We start from the raw sequence: 19,170 nt of genomic DNA, 5'->3' as shown, positions 1-19,170 counted from the left end.
GGCCGTCCGTGGCTTGTTCAGAGAGGTACCCGATATGCAGTGCACCATGCTGAAAGCCAAGCTGCACCAGGCCCGCATTACCCACGCGGAACTGGAGTATGAAGGCTCCTGCGCCATCGATGGCAATCTGCTGGATATGGCCGGCATTCTCGAGTATGAGCAAATCCAGATCTATAACCTGGATAACGGCGAGCGTTTTGAAACTTACGCCATTCGCGCGGAAGAAGGATCCAAGATCATCTCCGTCAATGGTGCCGCCGCCCATAAAGCCCAACCTGGCCACCGCGTGATCATTTGCGCTTACGCCAGCTACGGCAGCTCAGAGTTGATTAACTTCAAGCCGCGGCTGATTTACGTCGGCGAAGGCAACGAAGTCAAAGGCTCCAGCAACGCGATCCCGGTACAAGTCGCCTGATTTTTTGCGCGCCATGCTCGCGCCCGTACCCTGATTCGCCTACGCCGGCCCCCGAGGCCGGCGTTTTTGTTTGTCCCGCTCGCGATCATCGTGCGAGAACGGCCGGCGAACCGCCATTCCCTCATCGGCCTGGCTCCAAAGTATCTCCCACCCTTGCGCCAAAAGGAGTTAGACCATAGTTTAATTCCTGTGCGTTCCTTTGCCGCGCCATAATGCGGCCGCACTTTCACCTCACCCGCCCCGTGTCATCACCAGCGCCCAAGGGCGTGTCCCGACCCGGTGCGGGTGCGGACAATGTCTAACAACAAGCCACCGGCGAGCAGTATGGAAGGAGGCCGCGATGTCCGAGCATAAAATCCACCCGGTTCCGGAGTCATTCAAGCGTCAAACCCTCATGGACCGTGACACCTATGAGCGCTGGTACGCACAATCCGTCAATGATCCGGAAACCTTCTGGGCGGACCGCGCCGGGGAGCTGCTGCATTGGCATACCCGCTGGGATACGGTCAGCGACTGGGATTTCAAGGAAGGTCGCGCGGCCTGGTTCGTCGGTGGCAAGCTGAACGCCTGCTACAACTGTGTCGATCGTCATCTGCCTCAACGCGCCGGGCAAACCGCCATCATCTGGGAAGGCGACGAACCGGACCAGGACAAACATATCAGTTACCAGGAGCTGTTCGAGCAGGTCAGCAAGCTGGGCAATGTGCTGCGCGCCCGCGGCATTAAAAAAGGGGACCGGGTCGTGATTTACATGCCCATGATCCCGGAAGCCGCCTATGCCATGCTCGCCTGTGCCCGCATCGGTGCCATCCACTCAGTGGTTTTCGGCGGCTTCTCTCCGGAAGCGCTCAAGGACCGCATCAACGATGCCGACGCCTGTGCCGTCATCACCGCCGATGAAGGCGTGCGTGGCGGCCGCACCGTGCCGCTGAAACAAAACGCCGACAAGGCGATGAATGGCCAGTCCAGCGTCCACAGCTGCGTGGTGGTGCAACGTACTGGCGGCAACGTGGACTGGAATGACAGCCGCGACCTCTGGTACCACGAGGCCATGGCGCAGGCCGACCCGCAGTGCGAACCAGAGTGGATGGACTCCGAGGATCCACTGTTCACCCTCTATACCTCCGGCTCCACCGGCAAACCGAAAGGCGTGGTGCACAGCACCGCCGGCTATTTGCTGCAAAGCGCCCTGACCCACAAATACGTATTCGATTATCACGACGGCGACATCTACTGGTGTACCGCCGACGTGGGCTGGGTCACCGGCCACAGCTATATCGTTTATGGCCCACTGGCCAATGGCGCCACCACTCTGATGTTCGAGGGCGTACCCACCTATCCGGACGCTTCCCGTTGCTGGCAAGTAGTGGACAAGCACAAGGTGAACATCTTCTACACCGCGCCCACCGCCATCCGTGCGCTGATGGGGCTCGGCGATGAGCCCGTCACCAAGACATCGCGACAGAGCCTGAAGCTGCTGGGAACGGTGGGCGAGCCGATCAACCCGGAAGCCTGGGAGTGGTACTACAAGGTGGTGGGAGAGGAGCGCTGCCCGATTGTCGACACCTGGTGGCAAACCGAGACCGGCGCCATCATGATCGCGCCCCTGCCCGGAGCCGTGGACCTCAAGCCGGGTTCCGCCACCCTGCCGATGTTTGGTGTACAACCGGCGCTGATGGACCCGGACGGCAAGGAACTGGACGGCGCCACCTCCGGCAACCTGGTGATCAAAGCAAGCTGGCCGAGCCAGATCCGCACGGTTTACGGCGATCATCAACGCATGATCGACACTTATTTCAGTGCCTACCCGGGTTACTATTTCACCGGTGACGGCGCCCGCCGCGACGAAGACGGCTATTACTGGATCACCGGCCGCGTCGACGACGTCCTGAACGTGTCAGGCCACCGCCTCGGCACCGCCGAGATCGAGTCCGCTCTGGTGCTGCACAAGAGCATCGCCGAAGCCGCCGTGGTGGGGTATCAGCACGACGTCAAAGGCCAGGGCATCTACGCCTATGTGTCCCTGATGGCCGGCGCCACCGGCAGTGAAGCGTTGATCGATGAGCTGCGCAAGCTGGTCACCGAGGAAATCGGCCCGATCGCCAAACCGGATCTGATCCACTTCGCGCCGGGGCTGCCCAAGACCCGATCCGGCAAGATCATGCGCCGTATCCTGCGTAAAATCGCCGCCGATGAGCTGGACAGCCTGGGTGACACCTCCACCCTGGCGGATCCCAGCGTGGTCGACCAGCTGATCGAGACCCGCCGCAACCGCTAGGGCGAATCGATAACACCGTTAGCCTGTCTCCCGGCCCCGGTACAATAAGGGGCCGGGCTTTTTAACGGCCGGGCATGCCCGTCGCCAAGACCTTCACGGATACCTTCACGGATAGTTCAGGTACAGAATGGTCGGCGTCTTGGCGGCCTGACTGACAATGGTTTGCGCATCCCCCGTGATCACGCTGCCATCAAGACGATGCCAGCTCATGTAGGGGCTGGGTGTATTCATCAACACCATTGGATCCGCCACTTCCTGTCTCACCCGCTCGCAGCTGGAAACCACCGCGTTATCCCTGGTAGCGACACTGACGCCAACCTCGCAGGTCGCCACCGCGATTCTGCCATGGAAACGTATCTTGCCATCGCCGGCATAGCTCAGCGGCATCAGCAATGCACACAACAGGCCAACCCCCCCCGTCAACAAATGCCATCGCGGGGAACACCGTCGTGGCGATCGCCCGGCGTCACCCGCATTCCCCCTTAAAACCCGCTTGACTCGCGGTTCACCCTTTTCATTTCCCTGATTCCCCAGCGTTGCGTCCATGTCTTTCCCCTCGCTCCGTTGATTATTATCCCGTTACTGATTTCACATTTTTATAAGCGCCGGCCTCGCCAGCGCCTGGCAGGCCAATCACCGCAATAATCAGTACGTTACCAGCCGTACCGGGTAACCGAAGCCCCTTCCTCCGACACGACTCCGCCTTCTTATTCCGGAATTCTTGCCGTTTTCATTTGTTCACATTCATGACTGTAATAGAAAAACAAAGAAATAAAAAACCAATATACAACCATCTCTTAAATCAAATTGGCATTAAGGAATAAACCTTTTATACCAATAAAAAACAACTAAAGTTTTATCAGAATCTGCCGATAACTTATTTTATTAATAATAATAAAAATCCGACCTTAAAATCGGAAAGAATAGCTCGACATTTTCCACAAACAGGAAGGGAAGGTTTTTCTTTCTTGAGAAGAGAGGCGATTAAACCGCCGTCGAGTGCTGACGACGCAGCAGCAGCACCAGCGGGATGGCCGCCATATTGATCCACATGAGCAAGCGGAAATCGTTCATGTAGCTGATCTCCGCCGCTTGGCTCAGCAGAGTGTGGTATACCTGGGCGGGCACCCCGGACACCAGGTCCTTCATCGGCAATCCCTGGGCGATCCAGGCCTTCAGTTGCAGTTGCTCACCCAACTGCTGCTCGTTGATCCACAGATTGCGGGTCAACATGGCGGTCATGATCGAGATACCCACGCTGGAGCCCAGGTTACGGGACAAGGAGAACAGAGAGGTAGCCTCCGTTCTCAATGCCGGAGCCAACGTCGCATAGGTCATCGCCGATGCTGGCACGAACACCAGCCCCAGTCCGAGCCCCTGTAAGACGCCGGTCCAGATCAGATCACTCTGTGAAACCTCCAGGGTAAACCCCGCCATCTGGTGCAACGACAGACTGGTGAGACATAAACCGGTAATCACCAAAACCCGTGGATCCAGGCGGGTACGCATCAACCGTCCCACCAGCATCATCGACACCATCGACCCCAACCCCCGCGGCGCCAGCACGATTCCCGTCGTCGCGGCGGGATAATCTTTCCACTGCTGCAGGAAGGGCGGCAACAGTGCCATGGTGGCCAGCAGGATGATGCCAACCACGAAAATAAAGATCACTCCGGTGACAAAGTTACGGTCCCGAAACAAGGCCATGTCGATGAACGGCTGCTTACGGGTCAATGAGTGCACGACAAACAAATACAGGCCGGCCAGAGCCAGCACCGCTTCGATCTGAATCTCGATACTATCGAACCATTTCAAGTGCTCACCGCGGTCCAGCATCAACTGGAAGGAACCAATCGCCAGAGCCAGCAGGGCAAAACCGGTCAGATCGAACCGGCTCTTCCGGGTTTCCGTGTCGGGGACGCTGAGCCAGATGCCAAGGTAAGCCAGCAGCCCGAATGGCAGATTGATATAGAACACCCAGCGCCAGCTGTACCACTCGGTGAGCCACCCACCCAGCGTTGGCCCGAGGATCGGCCCAACCATCACTCCCACACCCCAAATCGCCATCGCCTGACCGTGCTTTTCCACCGGGTAGGAATCCAGCAGAACAGCCTGTGACAAAGGCACCAAGGCCGCGCCGAAGATGCCCTGCAGAATGCGGAACGCCACCATCTGTTCCAACGAGGTGGACAGGCCACACAAGCCGGAAGCCACGGTAAACCCGGCCACCGACCACAAAAACACCTGACGGCGGCCGATGCGTGACGTCACGAACCCCACCGTCGGCGTCATGATGGCGCAGGCCACGATATAAGAGGTCAGGACCCAGGTGATCTGATCGGTACTGGCGGAGAGACTGCCCTGCATGTGCGGCAGGGCCACATTGGCGATAGTGGTATCGAGCACCTGCATCACCGTCGCCAGCATAATACTGACGGTGACGAGACGCTGGTCCTCGATACGCGTCATATTATCGAGCCTGCGCGGTTTGTTGCTCCGGCTCATTACCGGTATCGATAGTGACCTCGGCGCTCATTCCGGCACGCAGGATCGGTTGACCGTCCTTGGGCTGCAGACGCAGCCGCACTGGTAGCCGCTGAACCACCTTTACCCAGTTGCCGCTGGCATTCTGCGGGGGAATCAGCGCGAACTCAGAGCCGGTGGCCGGACTCAGACTGATGACTTGCGCCTCCCACTTGACCCCCGGGAAGGTATCCACCTCCACCTCCGCCGTCTGACCGGGCACGATCCGCGTCAGCTGGGTTTCCTTGAGGTTCGCTTCCACCCACAAGGTATCGGTCTTCGACAAGGAAATGATCGGCACCGCGGCGTTAACCCGTTCCCCAATCATCGGCACCTCACCGCCAACAATGCCGGAAGCGGGGGCGATAACCTGACACTGGGACAGATCGTATTCCGCCTGCTCCAGCTTGGCGGTGGCGGCCTGATAATCCGGGTGATCTTCCACCGCCACATCCGGCCCACCCGCCAGTTGCGCCCGCAAGCTGACCAGGCGCTGTTCCGCCACGGAACCGGTGGCGCGAGCCTGGTCCAGTTTCTGGCGGGCCCCGTCCAGTTGCGCCTCGGATACCGAACTGCGCCTCATCCGCTGCAGACGTTGCAACTCACGCCGGTAATAAGACACATCGCGGTTGGCCTGGTCCCGTTCCGCCATGGCCTGAGCGTAGTCTCCGCGCAAAGACAGGATACGATTGCGCACCGCCTGCTGATCCGCCCGTGCCTCGGCAACGGCGATGCGAAAGGGGCGTGGATCCACTTCCGCCAGCACCTGCCCTTTCTCCACCACCTGATTGCGTTCCACGTTCACCGCCACCAGTTGCCCGCTAACATTGGCGGCCAGGGATAACATATCGATCTTGATATAGGCATTATCCGTACTGACGTAGCGCTGGCCGCCAAAAATCAGCCACAGGATCACCACTATCGCCACCAGCAGGCCAAAGCCCATACCAAGACGGCGGGTTCGTTGCATTGAGGTCACTCTAGTCTCCCTGGTCCGGGCGATCACACAAGTTGGCACGCATGGCGGCCAGAATCCGAATGAGCATGTCGATGTCCGAGGACTCCAATCCGGCAAAAGCCCGTGCACGGGTCTGTTCGGCCAATGTCTTCAATCGTTCCAGAGCCGGCCGGGCCTGCTCCGTCAGAAACAACAGCCGGCGCCGTCGATCGGATGGATCCGGACGTCGCTCCACCAGCCCTTCCGCTTCCAGTTGGTCCAATTGACGGGTCAGCGAGATAGGGGCCAAATCCATCACCTCGGCCAGTGCGGCCTGATGCACCCCCTGCCGCCGCGACAGTTGCCAGAGCACCTGCCAACGCGCGCGGCTCAAGCCCTGCTCCCGGGCCCGGCGATCGAAGTCCCGCCGCATCATGCGCGCGACGTCGTTCAGGCTCATCCCAACCGTGGTGTCCGTTCCGCCCATGCTCACTCCTCGGATAACATCCTTATTATAAGGATGCTTATAATTCTGGCAATAGGGTCAAATGATTTGACCCATATCCGCGCCCTCACCGGAGACAGCCAAAACCAACCCCGGTAGACTGCGCACCTCGCGAGCCCCGGCGTCGAGGACAATGCAATGTTGACCAATGCGGTCGTGATATCGGTTCTGGTTCTGATGGGTCTGAGCCTGGCGCGCCTGAACGTGGTTCTGGCGCTGGTGTGCGCCGCCCTCACCGCCGGCCTGTTCAGTGGCCTGTCCCTGGATGACACCCTGGCCCTGTTCACCGAAGGGCTGGGCGGCGGCGCCCCGATTGCTCTCAGCTACGCTTTACTGGGCGCCTTCGCCGCGGGCATCGCCCGATCCGGCGTCACCGAATGGCTGGCGGCACGGCTGATCCGGCGCCTCGGCGGCACACCCGACCCCGGACAGCTGCGGCGGCTGCGCAACCTGATCATCCTGGTCCTGCTGGTTGCCGCGGTAATCAGTCAGAATCTGATCCCCGTGCACATCGCCTTCATCCCCATCCTGGTTCCGCCCCTGCTTGGGGTCATGGCCCGGCTCCGACTTGACCGGCGGCTGGCCGCCTGCGTGCTGACGTTCGGACTGATCACGCCTTACATGGTGCTGCCGGTGGGTTTTGGCAGCCTGTTTCTCTACAAACAACTGGAACCCAGCCTGGCCCAGGCGGGCCTCGATCTGGCGAAGGATCAAATCCCCCAGGCCATGCTGTTGCCAGCCGGCGGCATGGTGGCGGGTCTGTTGCTGGCACTTTGGCGATTTCGCAACCCCCGGGATTATCAGCCGGTGACCCTGCCCGGCGAAGACCATCAAGTACGGCTATCCCCACGGACGCTGGTGGTGGCGGCGCTCGCGCTGGGCAGCGCGGTGAGCCTGCAGCTGCTCACCGACTCCATTGTGCTGGGCGCGTTGGTCGGCTTTCTGCTGTTTACCGCCGGGGGCGTGGTGCCCTGGCGGGAATCCCAGGATGCCTTCACTCAGGGCGTGAAGATGATGTCCTTGATCGGTTTCATCATGATCGCCGCCAACGGCTACGCGGCGGTGGTGAAAGGGAGTGGGCAGGTACCGTTGCTGGTGGAAGCGGTTACCGGCCAATTGAGCAGCCCCGGCGTGGCGGCGGCCGGGCTGTTGCTACTGGGCTTGTTCATCACTCTCGGCATCGGCTCCTCATTCTCCACCATTCCGATTATCGCCACCTTGTATGTGCCCCTGTGTCTGGCACTGGGCTTTTCGCCCCTGGCCACCGCGGCCCTGGTGGGCAGCGCGGCGGCACTCGGAGACGCCGGCTCACCGGCCTCGGATTCAACCCTGGGCCCCACCGCGGGACTCAACGCCGACGGCCAGCATGACCATATCCGGGACACCGTGATTCCAACCTTTGTGTTCTATAACCTGCCATTACTGATGGCGGGTTGGACCGCGGCCATGGTGTTGTAACCGACGGATCAGCCCTGCACCATTTGGTCAGGTATTAAAAAAATTCATCGCGGTTTGACGGGATTTGAAATTGCCCTCCATCAGGGACAGCGGAGCTGTGTTACACCTTTGCGGGAACATCGTGAAGCAGGTTCCGCAAAGGGAAAGGTTGTCCTGCCCACCACGAGCAAACCCGCACACCGGGATGGAGGGCACCCTCCCCTCTCTCCAGAAAGGTCCGTCGTCGTTGGAGTCCGGAACGCGGCGGTTCACTCGAAGCGGGTCCGCACGGAGGCCTTCCGGGACCCGGTTTGACAGGGACGTCAAACCGGGAGCTTACAGGGATGTATTTACAGCGACCCCGGAAGGCCTCCGTACGGACCCGTGCCCCCGATGAAGGCTCTCATTCCCGTCATTCCGCGAGGAACCAATAAAAAGGCCCGCATCCGCGGGCCTTTTTATTCTGGCTGAACTCCCGAAAGGGTGTAATTAAACGCAATCAGCCTTCTTTCGCTTCCTTCATGGACAGCTTGATGCGGCCACGCTGGTCCACGTCGAGCACTTTCACCCGGATCACATCGCCTTCTTTCACGTAGTCGGAGACTTTCTCCACACGCTCCTCGGCAATCTGGGAAATGTGCAACAACCCTTCGGTACCCGGCATGATGCGCACGAAAGCCCCGAAATCCACCACGCGGGTCACTTCGCCTTCGTAGATTTTGTCCACTTCGGCCTCGGCGGTGATCTCCTCGATGCGGCGCTGCGCTTCCAGGGCCGCTTCGCGGGTCTCGCCGTAGATCTTGATGCTGCCATCGTCCTCGATGTCGATGGTGCAGCTGGTTTCCTCGGTCAGAGCCCGAATCACCGCGCCACCTTTACCGATCACATCGCGGATTTTCTCCGAATTGATCTTCATGGTCAGCAGGGTCGGAGCATTGTCGGAAACCTGATCACGGGACACGGAGATCGCCTTGGCCATTTCGCCAAGGATATGCAGGCGGCCACGCTGAGCTTGTTCCAGCGCTTTCTCCATGATCTCTTCGGTGATGCCCTCAATCTTGATGTCCATCTGCAGGGCGGTCACGCCGCGCTCGGTACCGGCCACTTTGAAGTCCATATCGCCCAGGTGATCCTCGTCACCCAGAATATCGGACAACACCGCGAAGCGGCCGTCCTCTTCCTTCACCAGCCCCATGGCGATACCCGCCACCGGAGCACGCAACGGCACGCCGGCGTCCATCAGTGCCATGGAAGTACCACATACACTGGCCATGGAAGAGGAGCCGTTGGACTCGGTGATCTCGGAGACCACACGGATGGTGTAGGGGAATTCCTTTTCATTCGGCACCACCGCTTCCACACCGCGACGGGCGAGACGGCCGTGACCGATTTCACGGCGCTTGGGGGAGCCGATCATGCCGGTTTCACCCACGCAGTACGGAGGGAAGTTGTACTGCAGCATGAAGTGATCCTGGCGGGAGCCTTCCAGCGCATCAATCAACTGGGCATCACGCATGCCGCCCAGGGTGGCGGTAACGATGGCCTGGGTTTCACCACGGGTAAACAGAGCGGAACCATGGGTTTTCTTGAGTACACCGACTTTACAGTCGATGGCACGAACCTGGTCCAGGGCGCGGCCGTCGATGCGTGATTTGCCGGACAACACGCCCTCCCGCACCACGCTTTTCTCGATCTTGCCAAACAGGCTTTTAACTTCACCGGCGTCCGGGCTGTTTTCATCTTCGGTGACGAACTCGGCCACACAGGCATCACGCAACTCACCCACCTTGGTGTAGCGCGCCTGCTTCTCGGTGATGGTGTAAGCCTCGGTGAGAGCGCCTGCGTATTTGGCTTTGATCGCGGCTTTCAGCTCGGCATTTTCCGCCGGTGCCTGCCATTCCCAAGCAGGGGTGCCCACTTCCTGGGCAAATGCCTTGATGCCCTGGATAACGGTTTGCATTTCCTGGTGGCCGTAAAGCACGGCGCCCAGCATCTGGTCCTCGCTCAGCTCCTGGGCTTCGGACTCCACCATCAGCACGGCCGGCTCGGTACCCGCCACTACCAGATTAAGCAGGGAATCCTCCAACTCGGAATAGCCGGGGTTGAGCAGATACATACCGTCCTTGAAGCCTACCCGGGCGGCACCGATCGGGCCGTTGAACGGAATACCGGAAATCGCCAGAGCGGCGGAGGTGCCGATCATGGCGGCAATGTCCGGGTCCCGGTTCTTGTCGGAGGACATCACGGTGGCAACGATTTGCACTTCGTTCATGAAACCGTTGGGGAACAGCGGCCGGATCGGGCGATCGATCAGTCGGCAGGTGAGGGTTTCCTTCTCACTGGGACGCCCTTCACGCTTGAGGAAGCCACCAGGAATACGGCCGGTGGAATAGGTTTTTTCCTGGTAGTTCACGGTCAGCGGGAAAAAGCCTTTTCCGGGATCCGCTTCCTTCTTGCCCACCACGGTCACCAGGACCTGGGTGTCACCGATGGTGACCATAACGGCGGCGGTGGCCTGACGGGCGATTTGCCCGGTTTCCAGCACCACGGTATCCGCGCCGTATTGAATCTCTTTGCGCACAATATTGAACATATCTCTCGTCTCTTCTCTTCACTCTTCCATCAGTCTTTGCCAAGGCATCATAACCCCGGCTCCGTGGGCGCCATAGCCTCTGTTCACCATGGATCGTCCCGGCATTCGTTGCTGCTTTTTCAGTACGCCAAAAACAACAGAAGCCCGGCATGGCCGAGCTTCCGTCGTGAATCGAACATAACCAGGGCTTAGCGACGCAGCCCCAGACGCTCGATCAACTGCAGGTAGCGGCTACGATCCTTGCCAGCCAGGTAATCCAGCAGCTTACGGCGCTGGTTAACCATGCGGATCAGACCACGACGGCTGTGGTGGTCCTTGTTATGGGCCTTGAAGTGACCCTGCAGCTGGTTGATGTTCTCGGTCAGCAGGGCAACCTGCACTTCCGGGGAACCGGAGTCCCCTTCCTTACGACCGAATTCCTTCAGGATTTCCGCTTTCTTTTCGACGCTCAAAGCCATTTTCACACTCCAATATGCAACATTAGTCACGGTCAGCCACGCATATTTATAGCTGCCGTCCCGTTTCACGACCCCTCTGGGTCACTCCGATACCAGACGACGAGGCGCTATCCGCCCGTCCTCCAGTACTTCTCCGACTCCCAGGAACTGCTCCGTGGAAGCCTGATAAAGACTCACCCAGCCCTCGGCCGGGCGATCACTGGCCATCACTGGCTGACCCTGGCGCAGATAATACGCCGCATTGTCACCCAGATTGACGCGCGGCCAGTCTGCCACGCTGGTGGATAAAGGCAAGAGCAAATCGTCAATTGCCTCGAATCCTCCCTGCTCCTTGAGCAGCCCCAGCTGCTCGAGGGTGATCATCCGCTCCTCGGGATACGGGCCGGCGGACAGGCGCCGCAGTGCAATCACATGAGCGCCGCAGCCAAGCGCCGCGCCCAGGTCCTCCACCAGGGAACGCACATAAGTGCCCTTGGAACAGGCCACCTCGAACGTCAGGTCCTCGCCTTCCAGGCGCGCCCCGCGAATTTCGTGGATGGTCACCTTGCGCGGCTCACGCTCAACGGTGATACCTTCCCGCGCCAGCTTATACAGCGGCGTGCCATTGTGCTTGATCGCCGAATACATACTCGGCACCTGCTCGATCTCGCCAAGGAAGCGGTCCAGCGCGGTCAGCACCTGAGCCTCGGTGACCGATACCGGACGGGTTTCCAGCACCTCACCGTCGGCGTCACCGGTTTCCGTGGTCACACCAAGGCGAGCGGTGACCCGGTAGCGCTTGTCCGCGTCGAGCAGAAACTGGCTGAATTTGGTCGCCTCACCGAAGCACACCGGCAACATACCGGTAGCGAGCGGATCCAGGCTGCCGGTGTGCCCTGCCTTGGCCGCGGCGAACATACGCTTGGCCATTTGCAAGGCCCCGTTGCTGGTCACGCCATCGGTCTTATCCAACAACAAAATGCCATTCAGAGGGCGGCCTCCGCGGCGTCGTTTTCCCACCGTCTTATGCTCCGAGATCAATCGTGGTCTTGGTCTTCCTGATCCGGGCTTTGTGCCCGGTCCTCCGCCCGCGCCTCATCGATCAGCCGCGACAGGTGTGATGCCTTTTCGGGGGTCAGGTCGTAATGGAAACGCAACCGGGGCGTGGTGCGGGTATTCAGGGTCTGGGCCAGAGCACTGCGCAGGAAACCGGCGGCGCCGCCCAATACGGCTTCGGCCTCGGTTCCGGCGTCCGCATCCTGCCCCAGCAATGTGAAGTACACATCGGCGTAGGACAGGTCACGGGAAACCCGGACATCCTGAATCGTCACCAGGTCCACACGCGGGTCCTTCATCTCAAAGCGCAGGACCCGGGCCAGTTCGCGCTGAATCTGGTCAGCAATACGGTCCGTGCGCTGGAAACCTTGGGGACGGCGATGACGACTCATAGTGCGGGCGCGCTTACAAGGAGCGCGCCACCTCCTTCACTTCGAAGACTTCGATCTTGTCGCCTTCCTTGACGTCGTTGTAGCTCTTCACGGCAATACCACACTCCATGCCGTTGCGAACTTCCTGAACGTCGTCCTTGAAGCGGCGCAGGGATTCCAGCTCACCTTCGAACACCACCACGTCGTCACGCAGCACGCGGATCGGACGATTCCGGTGAATGGTTCCTTCCACCACCATACAGCCCGCCACGGCACCAAACTTGGAGGAGCGGAACACGTCCCGCACCTGGGCAACACCGAGGATCTCCTCGCGCTTCTCCGGTGCCAGCAGACCGCTCATGGCCTGTTTCACGTCGTCGATCAGCTCATAGATCACGCTGTAATAGCGCAGATCAATGCCCTCCGCCTCACACAAACGCTTGGCCTTGGCATCCGCCCGTACGTTAAAGCCGAGCAGCACCGCCTCACTGGTCATCGCCAGGTTGACATCGGACTCGTTGATCGCGCCGACACCAGTGGAGACCAGCCCCACTTTCACCTCATCGGTGGACAGGTCAGTCAGTGCGCCGATCAACGCCTCAAGGGAGCCGCGTACATCAGCCTTGAGCACGATATTGACGTGTTTGGTTTCCTCGGAGCCCATGTTCTGGAACAGGTTTTCCAGTTTGGAAGCCTGTTGACGCTTGAGTTTGACGTCGCGATCACGGTCCTGACGGAATTCAGCCACTTCACGGGCTTTCTTCTCATCCGGCACCACCTGAACCTGCTCACCAGCCTCCGGCGCGCCATTCAGACCAAGCACCTCCACCGGAATGGACGGGCCCACTTTATTCACTTGCTGGCCATTTTCGTCCACCAGGGCACGAACGCGGCCGAAGCAGGCACCGGCCAGCAGCATGTCACCCACTTCCAGCTCACCAGCCTGGACCAGGATGGAGGCCACATTGCCTCGGCCTTTTTCTACCCGGGACTCAATGACCACACCACTGGCGGGCCCCACGGCGGCGGCTTTCAGTTCCAGCAGTTCGGACTGCAGCAACACGGATTCCAACAGGGCGTCAACGCCCTCGCCACTGTGCGCGGAGACGTTGACGAACTGAGTGTCGCCCCCCCACTCCTCGGGGATCACGTCCTTGGCGGCCAGTTCGTTCTTGACCCGGTCAGGGTCGGCCTGTTCCTTGTCGATCTTGTTCACCGCGATGATGATCGGCACGCCGGCGGCCTTGGCGTGGTTGATCGCCTCTTCGGTCTGCGGCATCACACCGTCATCCGCGGCTACCACGATGATCACGATATCGGTGGCCTTGGCGCCACGGGCGCGCATGGCGGTGAAAGCGGCGTGACCCGGGGTGTCCAGGAAGGTGATCATGCCGTGCTCGGTGTTCACATGGTAGGCACCGATATGCTGGGTAATCCCCCCGGCTTCACCGGCGGCCACTTTGGCGCGGCGGATATAGTCCAGCAGGGAGGTTTTACCATGATCGACGTGACCCATGATGGTCACCACTGGCGCACGGGCGACTTCCTGTTCTCCGGAGCGGTCCACCAGAGACGCCAGATCGTCCTCCAGAGCCTCTTCCTCGCCTTTCACCAGTTTCGGGGTGTGACCCATTTCCTCGGTGAGAAGGACAGCGGTTTCCTGGTCGATAAACTGATTGACGGTGGCCATTTCGCCCATTTTCATCATGGCCTTGATCAGTTCCTTGGCCTTGATGTTCATGCGCTGAGCCAGTTCCGCCACGGTGATGGTTTCCGGAATTTCTACGTCGTACACCATTTTCTCCGTGGGGCTTTTAAACCCGTGCTCCCGGTTCATGGAGCTCTTCATCTGGCCGTGGACCACGCCGCCGCTCTTGGGCTTGCGACGCCGCCGGCGCGATTGCCGTTCCTCGGTACGGTATCCGGCTTCCACGGCATCCCGGACGATGGAGGAGGCCTTGTCGTCTTCCTCTTCCTTCTTTTCCTGGGACTGTTCACCGCCGCGCTTCTCCAGCTCCTCGGCGATACGTTGGGCTTCCTCGGCGGTACGGCGGGCAGCTTCTTCCTCCGCCTTGCGGCGGGCTTCGGCTTCCTGCTTGCGTCGTGCTTCCTCGGCCTCGCGCTGCTTACGTTCTTCCTCTTCGCGCTTGGCACGTTCTTCCGCCGTCTCCACCTTGTCGGCTTTCTTGGCGGTCTTCGGCACGGAAACGCGCTTGCTCTTGTCCTCGGCCTCTTTCTCCGCATCACCCTGAGCCGCGCTTTCCGCTTCCAGAGCTTTACGGCGCGCCTCTTCCTCGGCGCGACGAGCGTCTTCTTCCTGCTTGCGACGAGCCTCTTCCTCGGCCTTACGGCGGGCTTCTTCCTCGGCGGCGCGGCGGGCCTCTTCCTCGGCCTTCAGGCGGGCTTCTTCTTCCGCCTGGCGCTCCGCTTCCAAACGCTCTTGCTCTTCGATGGACTCACGCTTCACGTAGGTACGCTTCTTGCGTACTTCCACGTTCACGGTTTTCGCTTTACCGGCGGCACCCGTCGTCTTGATGGTGCTGGTGGAGCGACGTTTGAGGGTGATTTTCTTGGGCTCCGCGTCCTGGGCGCCATGGGACTTACGCAGATGCGCGAGCAGCTGCTGCTTCTGTTCATCGGAGACCACATCACCTGCGTCGGTGTGAGGAAGTCCGGCGTCCTTCATCTGCGAAAGCAGCGTATCCACCGGAATCTTCACAACCTCTGCCAGACTTTTTACGGTCGTTTCTGCCATGTCAGCAACACTCTCCTGTCCGCTTATGGTGGCGCCCTGCCCCACCGCTCTACTTACTCACCGGCGTTCTCATCTTCAAACCAGGGAGCGCGGGCGGTCATGATCAACTGAGCCGCTTGCTCTTCGTCGATCCCTTCAATATCCAGCAAGTCATCCACCGCTTGTTCGGCAAGGTCTTCCATGGTGACAATGCCACGGGAGGCCAATTCCACCGCCAATTCACGAGTCATGCCGTCCATACCCAGCAAGTCGTCGGCGGGCTCGGCCGATTCAAATTTCTCTTCGGACACCAGCGCGCGGGTCAACAAAGCGTCCTTGGCGCGCTGGCGCAAGGCTTCGACCACATCTTCGTCGAAGCCTTCGATGGCGAGCATTTCCTCGGTGGGCACATAAGCCACTTCCTCCAGGGAAGAGAAGCCTTCTTCCACCAGGATCGCCGCCACGTCTTCATCCACATCCAGCAGGCTCATGAAGGTTTCCATGGCCATCTGGGCTTCTTCCTGCTGCTTATTCTGCGCTTCGTCCAGCGTCATCACGTTCAGCTCCCAGCCGGTCAGCTCGGAGGCGAGACGGATATTCTGGCCGCTGCGTCCAATCGCCTGAGCCAGGGCGGACTCGTCTTCCACGGCGATATCCATGGAATGACTTTCCTCGTCCATCACAATGGACGCCACTTCCGCCGGCTGCATCGCGTTGATCACCAACTGAGCCGGGTTGTCGTCCCACAGCACGATATCGATACGCTCGCCGGCCAGCTCGTTGGATACCGCCTGCACCCGGGCACCGCGCATGCCCACGCAAGCCCCCACCGGATCGATACGTTGATCGTTGGTCTTCACCGCGATCTTGGCGCGGGAACCCGGATCACGGGCGGCGCCTTTGATTTCGATCAGTTCCTCGCCGATCTCCGGCACTTCGATCTTGAACAATTCGATCAGCATCTCCGGGCACGCCCGGCTGGCGAACAACTGCGGGCCGCGATTTTCTTCATTCACGCCCAGCAGATAAGCGCGCACGCGATCGTTCTGGCGCACGCTTTCCCGTTGAATCATATGTTCGCGGGTAATCAGCGCTTCGGCATTGCCGCCCAGGTCGAGAATGATGGCGTCACGGGTGGCCTTCTTCACCGTGCCGCTGATCAGTTCACCGATACGGTCGCGGTATTCCTCGATCACCTGATGACGCTCGGCCTCACGCACTTTCTGTACGATCACCTGCTTGGCGGTCTGGGCACCGATACGACCGAAGGCCTCGGATTCCACTTCTTCCTCGTAAACGTCGCCAATCCGCAGGTTTTCGTCGTGCTCGTGGGCCTCGTCCAGAGTCAGCTGTCTGCCGAACTCATAGAGGTCTTCATCGGGCACCACATGCCAGACGCGGAAGGTGCGGGAATCGCCGGTAACCCGGTCGATCTGCACACGGATTTCCACATCTTCTTCCTTGAAACGTTTTTTGGTTGCCGCCGCCAGGGCCAGTTCGATGGCCTCGAAAATGACGTCACGACTGACGCCTTTCTCGTTGGAAACGGTTTCCGCTACCAGCAGGATCTCTTTGTTCATGGCCAGGCCTTTACAAAGGTTTTTTCAGGTCACGCTCAGTCGAAGCGCGGCTCCAGACGAGCGCGGTCCACCTGACTGTAAGGAATACGCAGGGTGTCACCATTGAGCATCACCACCAGCGTATCGCCATCGACAGCCACCAGAGTCGCCATCATCTTGCGTTTGCCCGCTACCGGGGCCAACAGTTTCAGTTGCACCTGCTCGCCAAGGTAACGTTCAAACTGGGAAAGTTCGAACAGCGGCCGATCCATGCCCGGAGAGGACACTTCAAGGTTGTACTCGCCGGGAATCGGGTCTTCCACGTCAAGCACGCCACTGACTTCATGGCTCACCGCGACGCAATCGTCCACGGTGATGCCGGCTTCATGGTCAATGAAAAGACGCAATACCGCGCCACGCCCCTGCAGGTACTCAATACCCCAGAGCTCGTAGCCCATGTCGTTGACTACCGGAGCCAGCAGCTCCTTGATCTGTTCCGTGCGTTTTGACATTGCCTTGATTCCGGCGCCAGAAACAAAAAATGGGCGTAACGCCCATTCCCACTTGCCATCCCGGCTTTGAATAACAAAAAGCCCCTACGATGAGGGGCTTTCTTACCACAGAACCGGGATGCGGTTCCGTTAAGTGGTAGCGGGGGCAGGATTCGAACCTACGACCTTCGGGTTATGAGCCCGACGAGCTACCAGACTGCTCCACCCCGCACTAAATCGCGGCGCACATAGTATGTATTCATGCCGCCGTTGTCAATGCAAACTCAAAAAAAGTATTTATTTTTCCGAGTCTTAACCGCGGCATTATCGCGGAGCCATTAGCCCTGGCCAGGGAATTCGAAAGGCCTCGAGAAGCACGTTCGAATTTACTACCAATACACCCGTTTTCCAGCTTGAAAACGGTGACCACCGTGAAGGGCGGTTACAATAAAGCCCATTCCAAATTGGTGCCGAAGGCCGGACTTGAACCGGCACGAGCGTAAGCCCACTACCCCCTCAAGATAGCGTGTCTACCAATTCCACCACTTCGGCAAAGAACCTGGTATCACTCGGATTGAGAACCAGCCTGACTCTCATCCAGGGCCGGGGATTCTACATCACTCGCCGGCACATCTGAAGTGCCTTTTTCAGAACTTTCCGTGGCGGGAACTTCGCCCTGACCGCTGGCGGGCACATCGGAGCTCGCGGCCGGAACGTCACCCTGTCCACCGGAAGGCACATCGGGGGATTGCGGCACCGCCGGCGCATCACTCTCCGGCACATCCAGTTCGTCAACGGTCTCCACCATCGGCAGAACACTGGAATTCTGGGCAACCTCATTACGAGCCATCCAGGCCAGGGCCAGGCTGGTAACAAAGAACACCGCCGCCAGCACCGCCGTGGACCGGGTCAGGAAGTTCGCGGAACCCGCGCTGCCAAACACCGTCTGCGAACCGCCGCCACCAAAGGAGGCGCCGGCATCGGCACCTTTGCCGTGCTGAATCAGAACCAGGCCGATCAGACCCAGAGCCGTCAACACGTGGACCACATGAAGCACAATATCCATAAGTAACCGTTTATTCCGCCGCGAGACAAATCGCGCTGAATTCATCCGCGCTCAGTGAGGCCCCGCCGATAAGACCACCGTCAATATCCGGCTGGGCGAACAGAAGGGCGGCATTATCCGACTTTACACTGCCGCCGTAAAGCAGCCGGATGCGGGAAGCCACACCGGCGTCCTCCGCGGCCAGCGCCGTGCGTAAACGGGCATGCACTTCCTGGGCCTGTTCCGGGGTGGCGGTTTCCCCGGTTCCGATCGCCCAGACCGGCTCGTAGGCCACCACCGCCTGGTCGAAAGCGCCGATGCCGGCCACGTCCAGCACCGACGTGACCTGACGCACCACCACCTGTTCGGTTTCGCCCGCCTCCCTCTCACGCAGCGTTTCGCCGACGCACAGGATCGGGATCAGCCCTCCCTGCTGGGCGCGAAGAAACTTCTCGCCCACCAGTTCGTCATCTTCGCCATACAGGGCGCGGCGCTCGGAGTGACCCACGATCACGTACCGGCAGCCAAGATCGGCGAGCATCTCGGCGGAGACCTCACCGGTGAAGGCGCCATCCTCGTGACTGCTCACATTTTGAGCGCCGACTTGCACCCCGCTGCCACTCAGAGCACCGGCCAGGGACGCCAGATAGGGAAACGGCGGACACACCGCCACTTCCGCCCGGCTGTTCCGCAACCCTTTCAGGGAAGCCCCCAGAGCCTCCACCATGTCCAACCGGCCATTCATTTTCCAGTTACCGGCTACCAGCGGCGTTCTTGTCATTCACTTGT

16 protein-coding genes and 2 tRNA genes are annotated in these 19,170 nt (G+C 59.9%); 3 read left to right on the top strand and 15 right to left on the bottom strand.

The annotated features are described in order from the left end of the window. The first annotated feature begins 34 nt into the window (after positions 1–34). Both panD and acs read left to right on the top strand, forming a co-directional pair. Positions 35–415: an aspartate 1-decarboxylase gene (panD, locus tag E0L37_RS02450; protein ID WP_014996160.1), complete on the top strand. Its 381-nt coding sequence runs from the start codon at positions 35–37 to the stop codon at positions 413–415. A gap of 340 nt (positions 416–755) precedes the next feature. Continuing rightward, positions 756–2,693, top strand: coding sequence for an acetate--CoA ligase (gene acs, locus E0L37_RS02445; RefSeq protein ID WP_133490204.1), 1,938 nt, complete (start codon positions 756–758; stop codon positions 2,691–2,693). A 105-nt stretch (positions 2,694–2,798) separates the two neighbouring features. On the opposite strand, the gene E0L37_RS02440 is transcribed toward acs, so the two are convergent. From E0L37_RS02440 to E0L37_RS02425, 4 genes are all read right to left on the bottom strand, one after another. Continuing rightward, a complete protein-coding gene (locus E0L37_RS02440; RefSeq protein ID WP_133490203.1) occupies positions 2,799–3,080 on the bottom strand; it encodes a hypothetical protein in 282 nt (93 codons plus the stop codon). Between the two features lie 597 nt (positions 3,081–3,677). Beyond that, the gene (locus E0L37_RS02435; RefSeq protein WP_133490202.1) at positions 3,678–5,162 is read right to left on the bottom strand and encodes a DHA2 family efflux MFS transporter permease subunit; all 1,485 of its coding nucleotides are present in this window, start codon (positions 5,160–5,162) and stop codon (positions 3,678–3,680) included. Position 5,163: 1 nt separating this feature from the next. Continuing rightward, entirely contained in the window at positions 5,164–6,186 is a 1,023-nt protein-coding gene (locus E0L37_RS02430) for an HlyD family secretion protein (protein ID WP_240687411.1), read from the bottom strand. A gap of 10 nt (positions 6,187–6,196) precedes the next feature. After that, positions 6,197–6,640 (bottom strand): MarR family winged helix-turn-helix transcriptional regulator, encoded by a 444-nt coding sequence (locus tag E0L37_RS02425; protein ID WP_236564023.1) that lies wholly within the window; start codon positions 6,638–6,640, stop codon positions 6,197–6,199. A gap of 156 nt (positions 6,641–6,796) precedes the next feature. On the opposite strand from E0L37_RS02425, the gene E0L37_RS02420 reads away from it, so the two are divergent. Beyond that, a complete protein-coding gene (locus tag E0L37_RS02420; protein WP_133490200.1) occupies positions 6,797–8,116 on the top strand; it encodes a Na+/H+ antiporter family protein in 1,320 nt (439 codons plus the stop codon). 478 nt (positions 8,117–8,594) lie between these two features. On the opposite strand, the gene pnp is transcribed toward E0L37_RS02420, so the two are convergent. The 11 genes from pnp to tpiA form a co-directional block, all read right to left on the bottom strand. Continuing rightward, complete coding sequence (pnp, locus tag E0L37_RS02415; RefSeq protein WP_133490199.1) at positions 8,595–10,688, bottom strand: polyribonucleotide nucleotidyltransferase; 2,094 nt, start codon at positions 10,686–10,688, stop codon at positions 8,595–8,597. 188 nt (positions 10,689–10,876) lie between these two features. Continuing rightward, positions 10,877–11,146, bottom strand: coding sequence for a 30S ribosomal protein S15 (rpsO, locus tag E0L37_RS02410; RefSeq protein ID WP_014996168.1), 270 nt, complete (start codon positions 11,144–11,146; stop codon positions 10,877–10,879). A gap of 81 nt (positions 11,147–11,227) precedes the next feature. Next, positions 11,228–12,145 carry a tRNA pseudouridine(55) synthase TruB gene (gene truB / locus E0L37_RS02405; protein WP_133490198.1) on the bottom strand — a complete coding sequence of 306 codons (918 nt, stop codon included), beginning with the start codon at positions 12,143–12,145 and terminating at the stop codon, positions 11,228–11,230. Between the two features lie 17 nt (positions 12,146–12,162). After that, a complete protein-coding gene (rbfA, locus tag E0L37_RS02400) occupies positions 12,163–12,573 on the bottom strand; it encodes a 30S ribosome-binding factor RbfA (RefSeq protein ID WP_133490197.1) in 411 nt (136 codons plus the stop codon). A gap of 13 nt (positions 12,574–12,586) precedes the next feature. After that, the gene (gene infB / locus E0L37_RS02395) at positions 12,587–15,307 is read right to left on the bottom strand and encodes a translation initiation factor IF-2 (RefSeq protein ID WP_133490196.1); all 2,721 of its coding nucleotides are present in this window, start codon (positions 15,305–15,307) and stop codon (positions 12,587–12,589) included. A gap of 53 nt (positions 15,308–15,360) precedes the next feature. Continuing rightward, positions 15,361–16,866: a transcription termination factor NusA gene (gene nusA, locus E0L37_RS02390; protein WP_133490195.1), complete on the bottom strand. Its 1,506-nt coding sequence runs from the start codon at positions 16,864–16,866 to the stop codon at positions 15,361–15,363. Between the two features lie 35 nt (positions 16,867–16,901). Then, positions 16,902–17,357, bottom strand: a complete 456-nt coding sequence (gene rimP / locus E0L37_RS02385) for a ribosome maturation factor RimP (RefSeq protein ID WP_133490194.1) — start codon at positions 17,355–17,357, stop codon at positions 16,902–16,904. Positions 17,358–17,491: 134 nt separating this feature from the next. Beyond that, positions 17,492–17,568: transfer RNA gene (locus tag E0L37_RS02380), tRNA-Met, on the bottom strand. A gap of 233 nt (positions 17,569–17,801) precedes the next feature. Next, positions 17,802–17,888: transfer RNA gene (locus tag E0L37_RS02375), tRNA-Leu, on the bottom strand. A gap of 13 nt (positions 17,889–17,901) precedes the next feature. Then, the gene (secG, locus tag E0L37_RS02370) at positions 17,902–18,402 is read right to left on the bottom strand and encodes a preprotein translocase subunit SecG (RefSeq protein WP_133490193.1); all 501 of its coding nucleotides are present in this window, start codon (positions 18,400–18,402) and stop codon (positions 17,902–17,904) included. A gap of 10 nt (positions 18,403–18,412) precedes the next feature. Beyond that, positions 18,413–19,162 carry a triose-phosphate isomerase gene (gene tpiA / locus E0L37_RS02365; RefSeq protein ID WP_133490192.1) on the bottom strand — a complete coding sequence of 250 codons (750 nt, stop codon included), beginning with the start codon at positions 19,160–19,162 and terminating at the stop codon, positions 18,413–18,415. Positions 19,163–19,170: the final 8 nt, after the last annotated feature.

Source organism: Alcanivorax sp. 24 (assembly GCF_004360225.1).
Taxonomy (GTDB): domain Bacteria; phylum Pseudomonadota; class Gammaproteobacteria; order Pseudomonadales; family Alcanivoracaceae; genus Alloalcanivorax; species Alloalcanivorax xiamenensis.
This window is presented reverse-complemented; position numbering and strand designations above follow the sequence as displayed.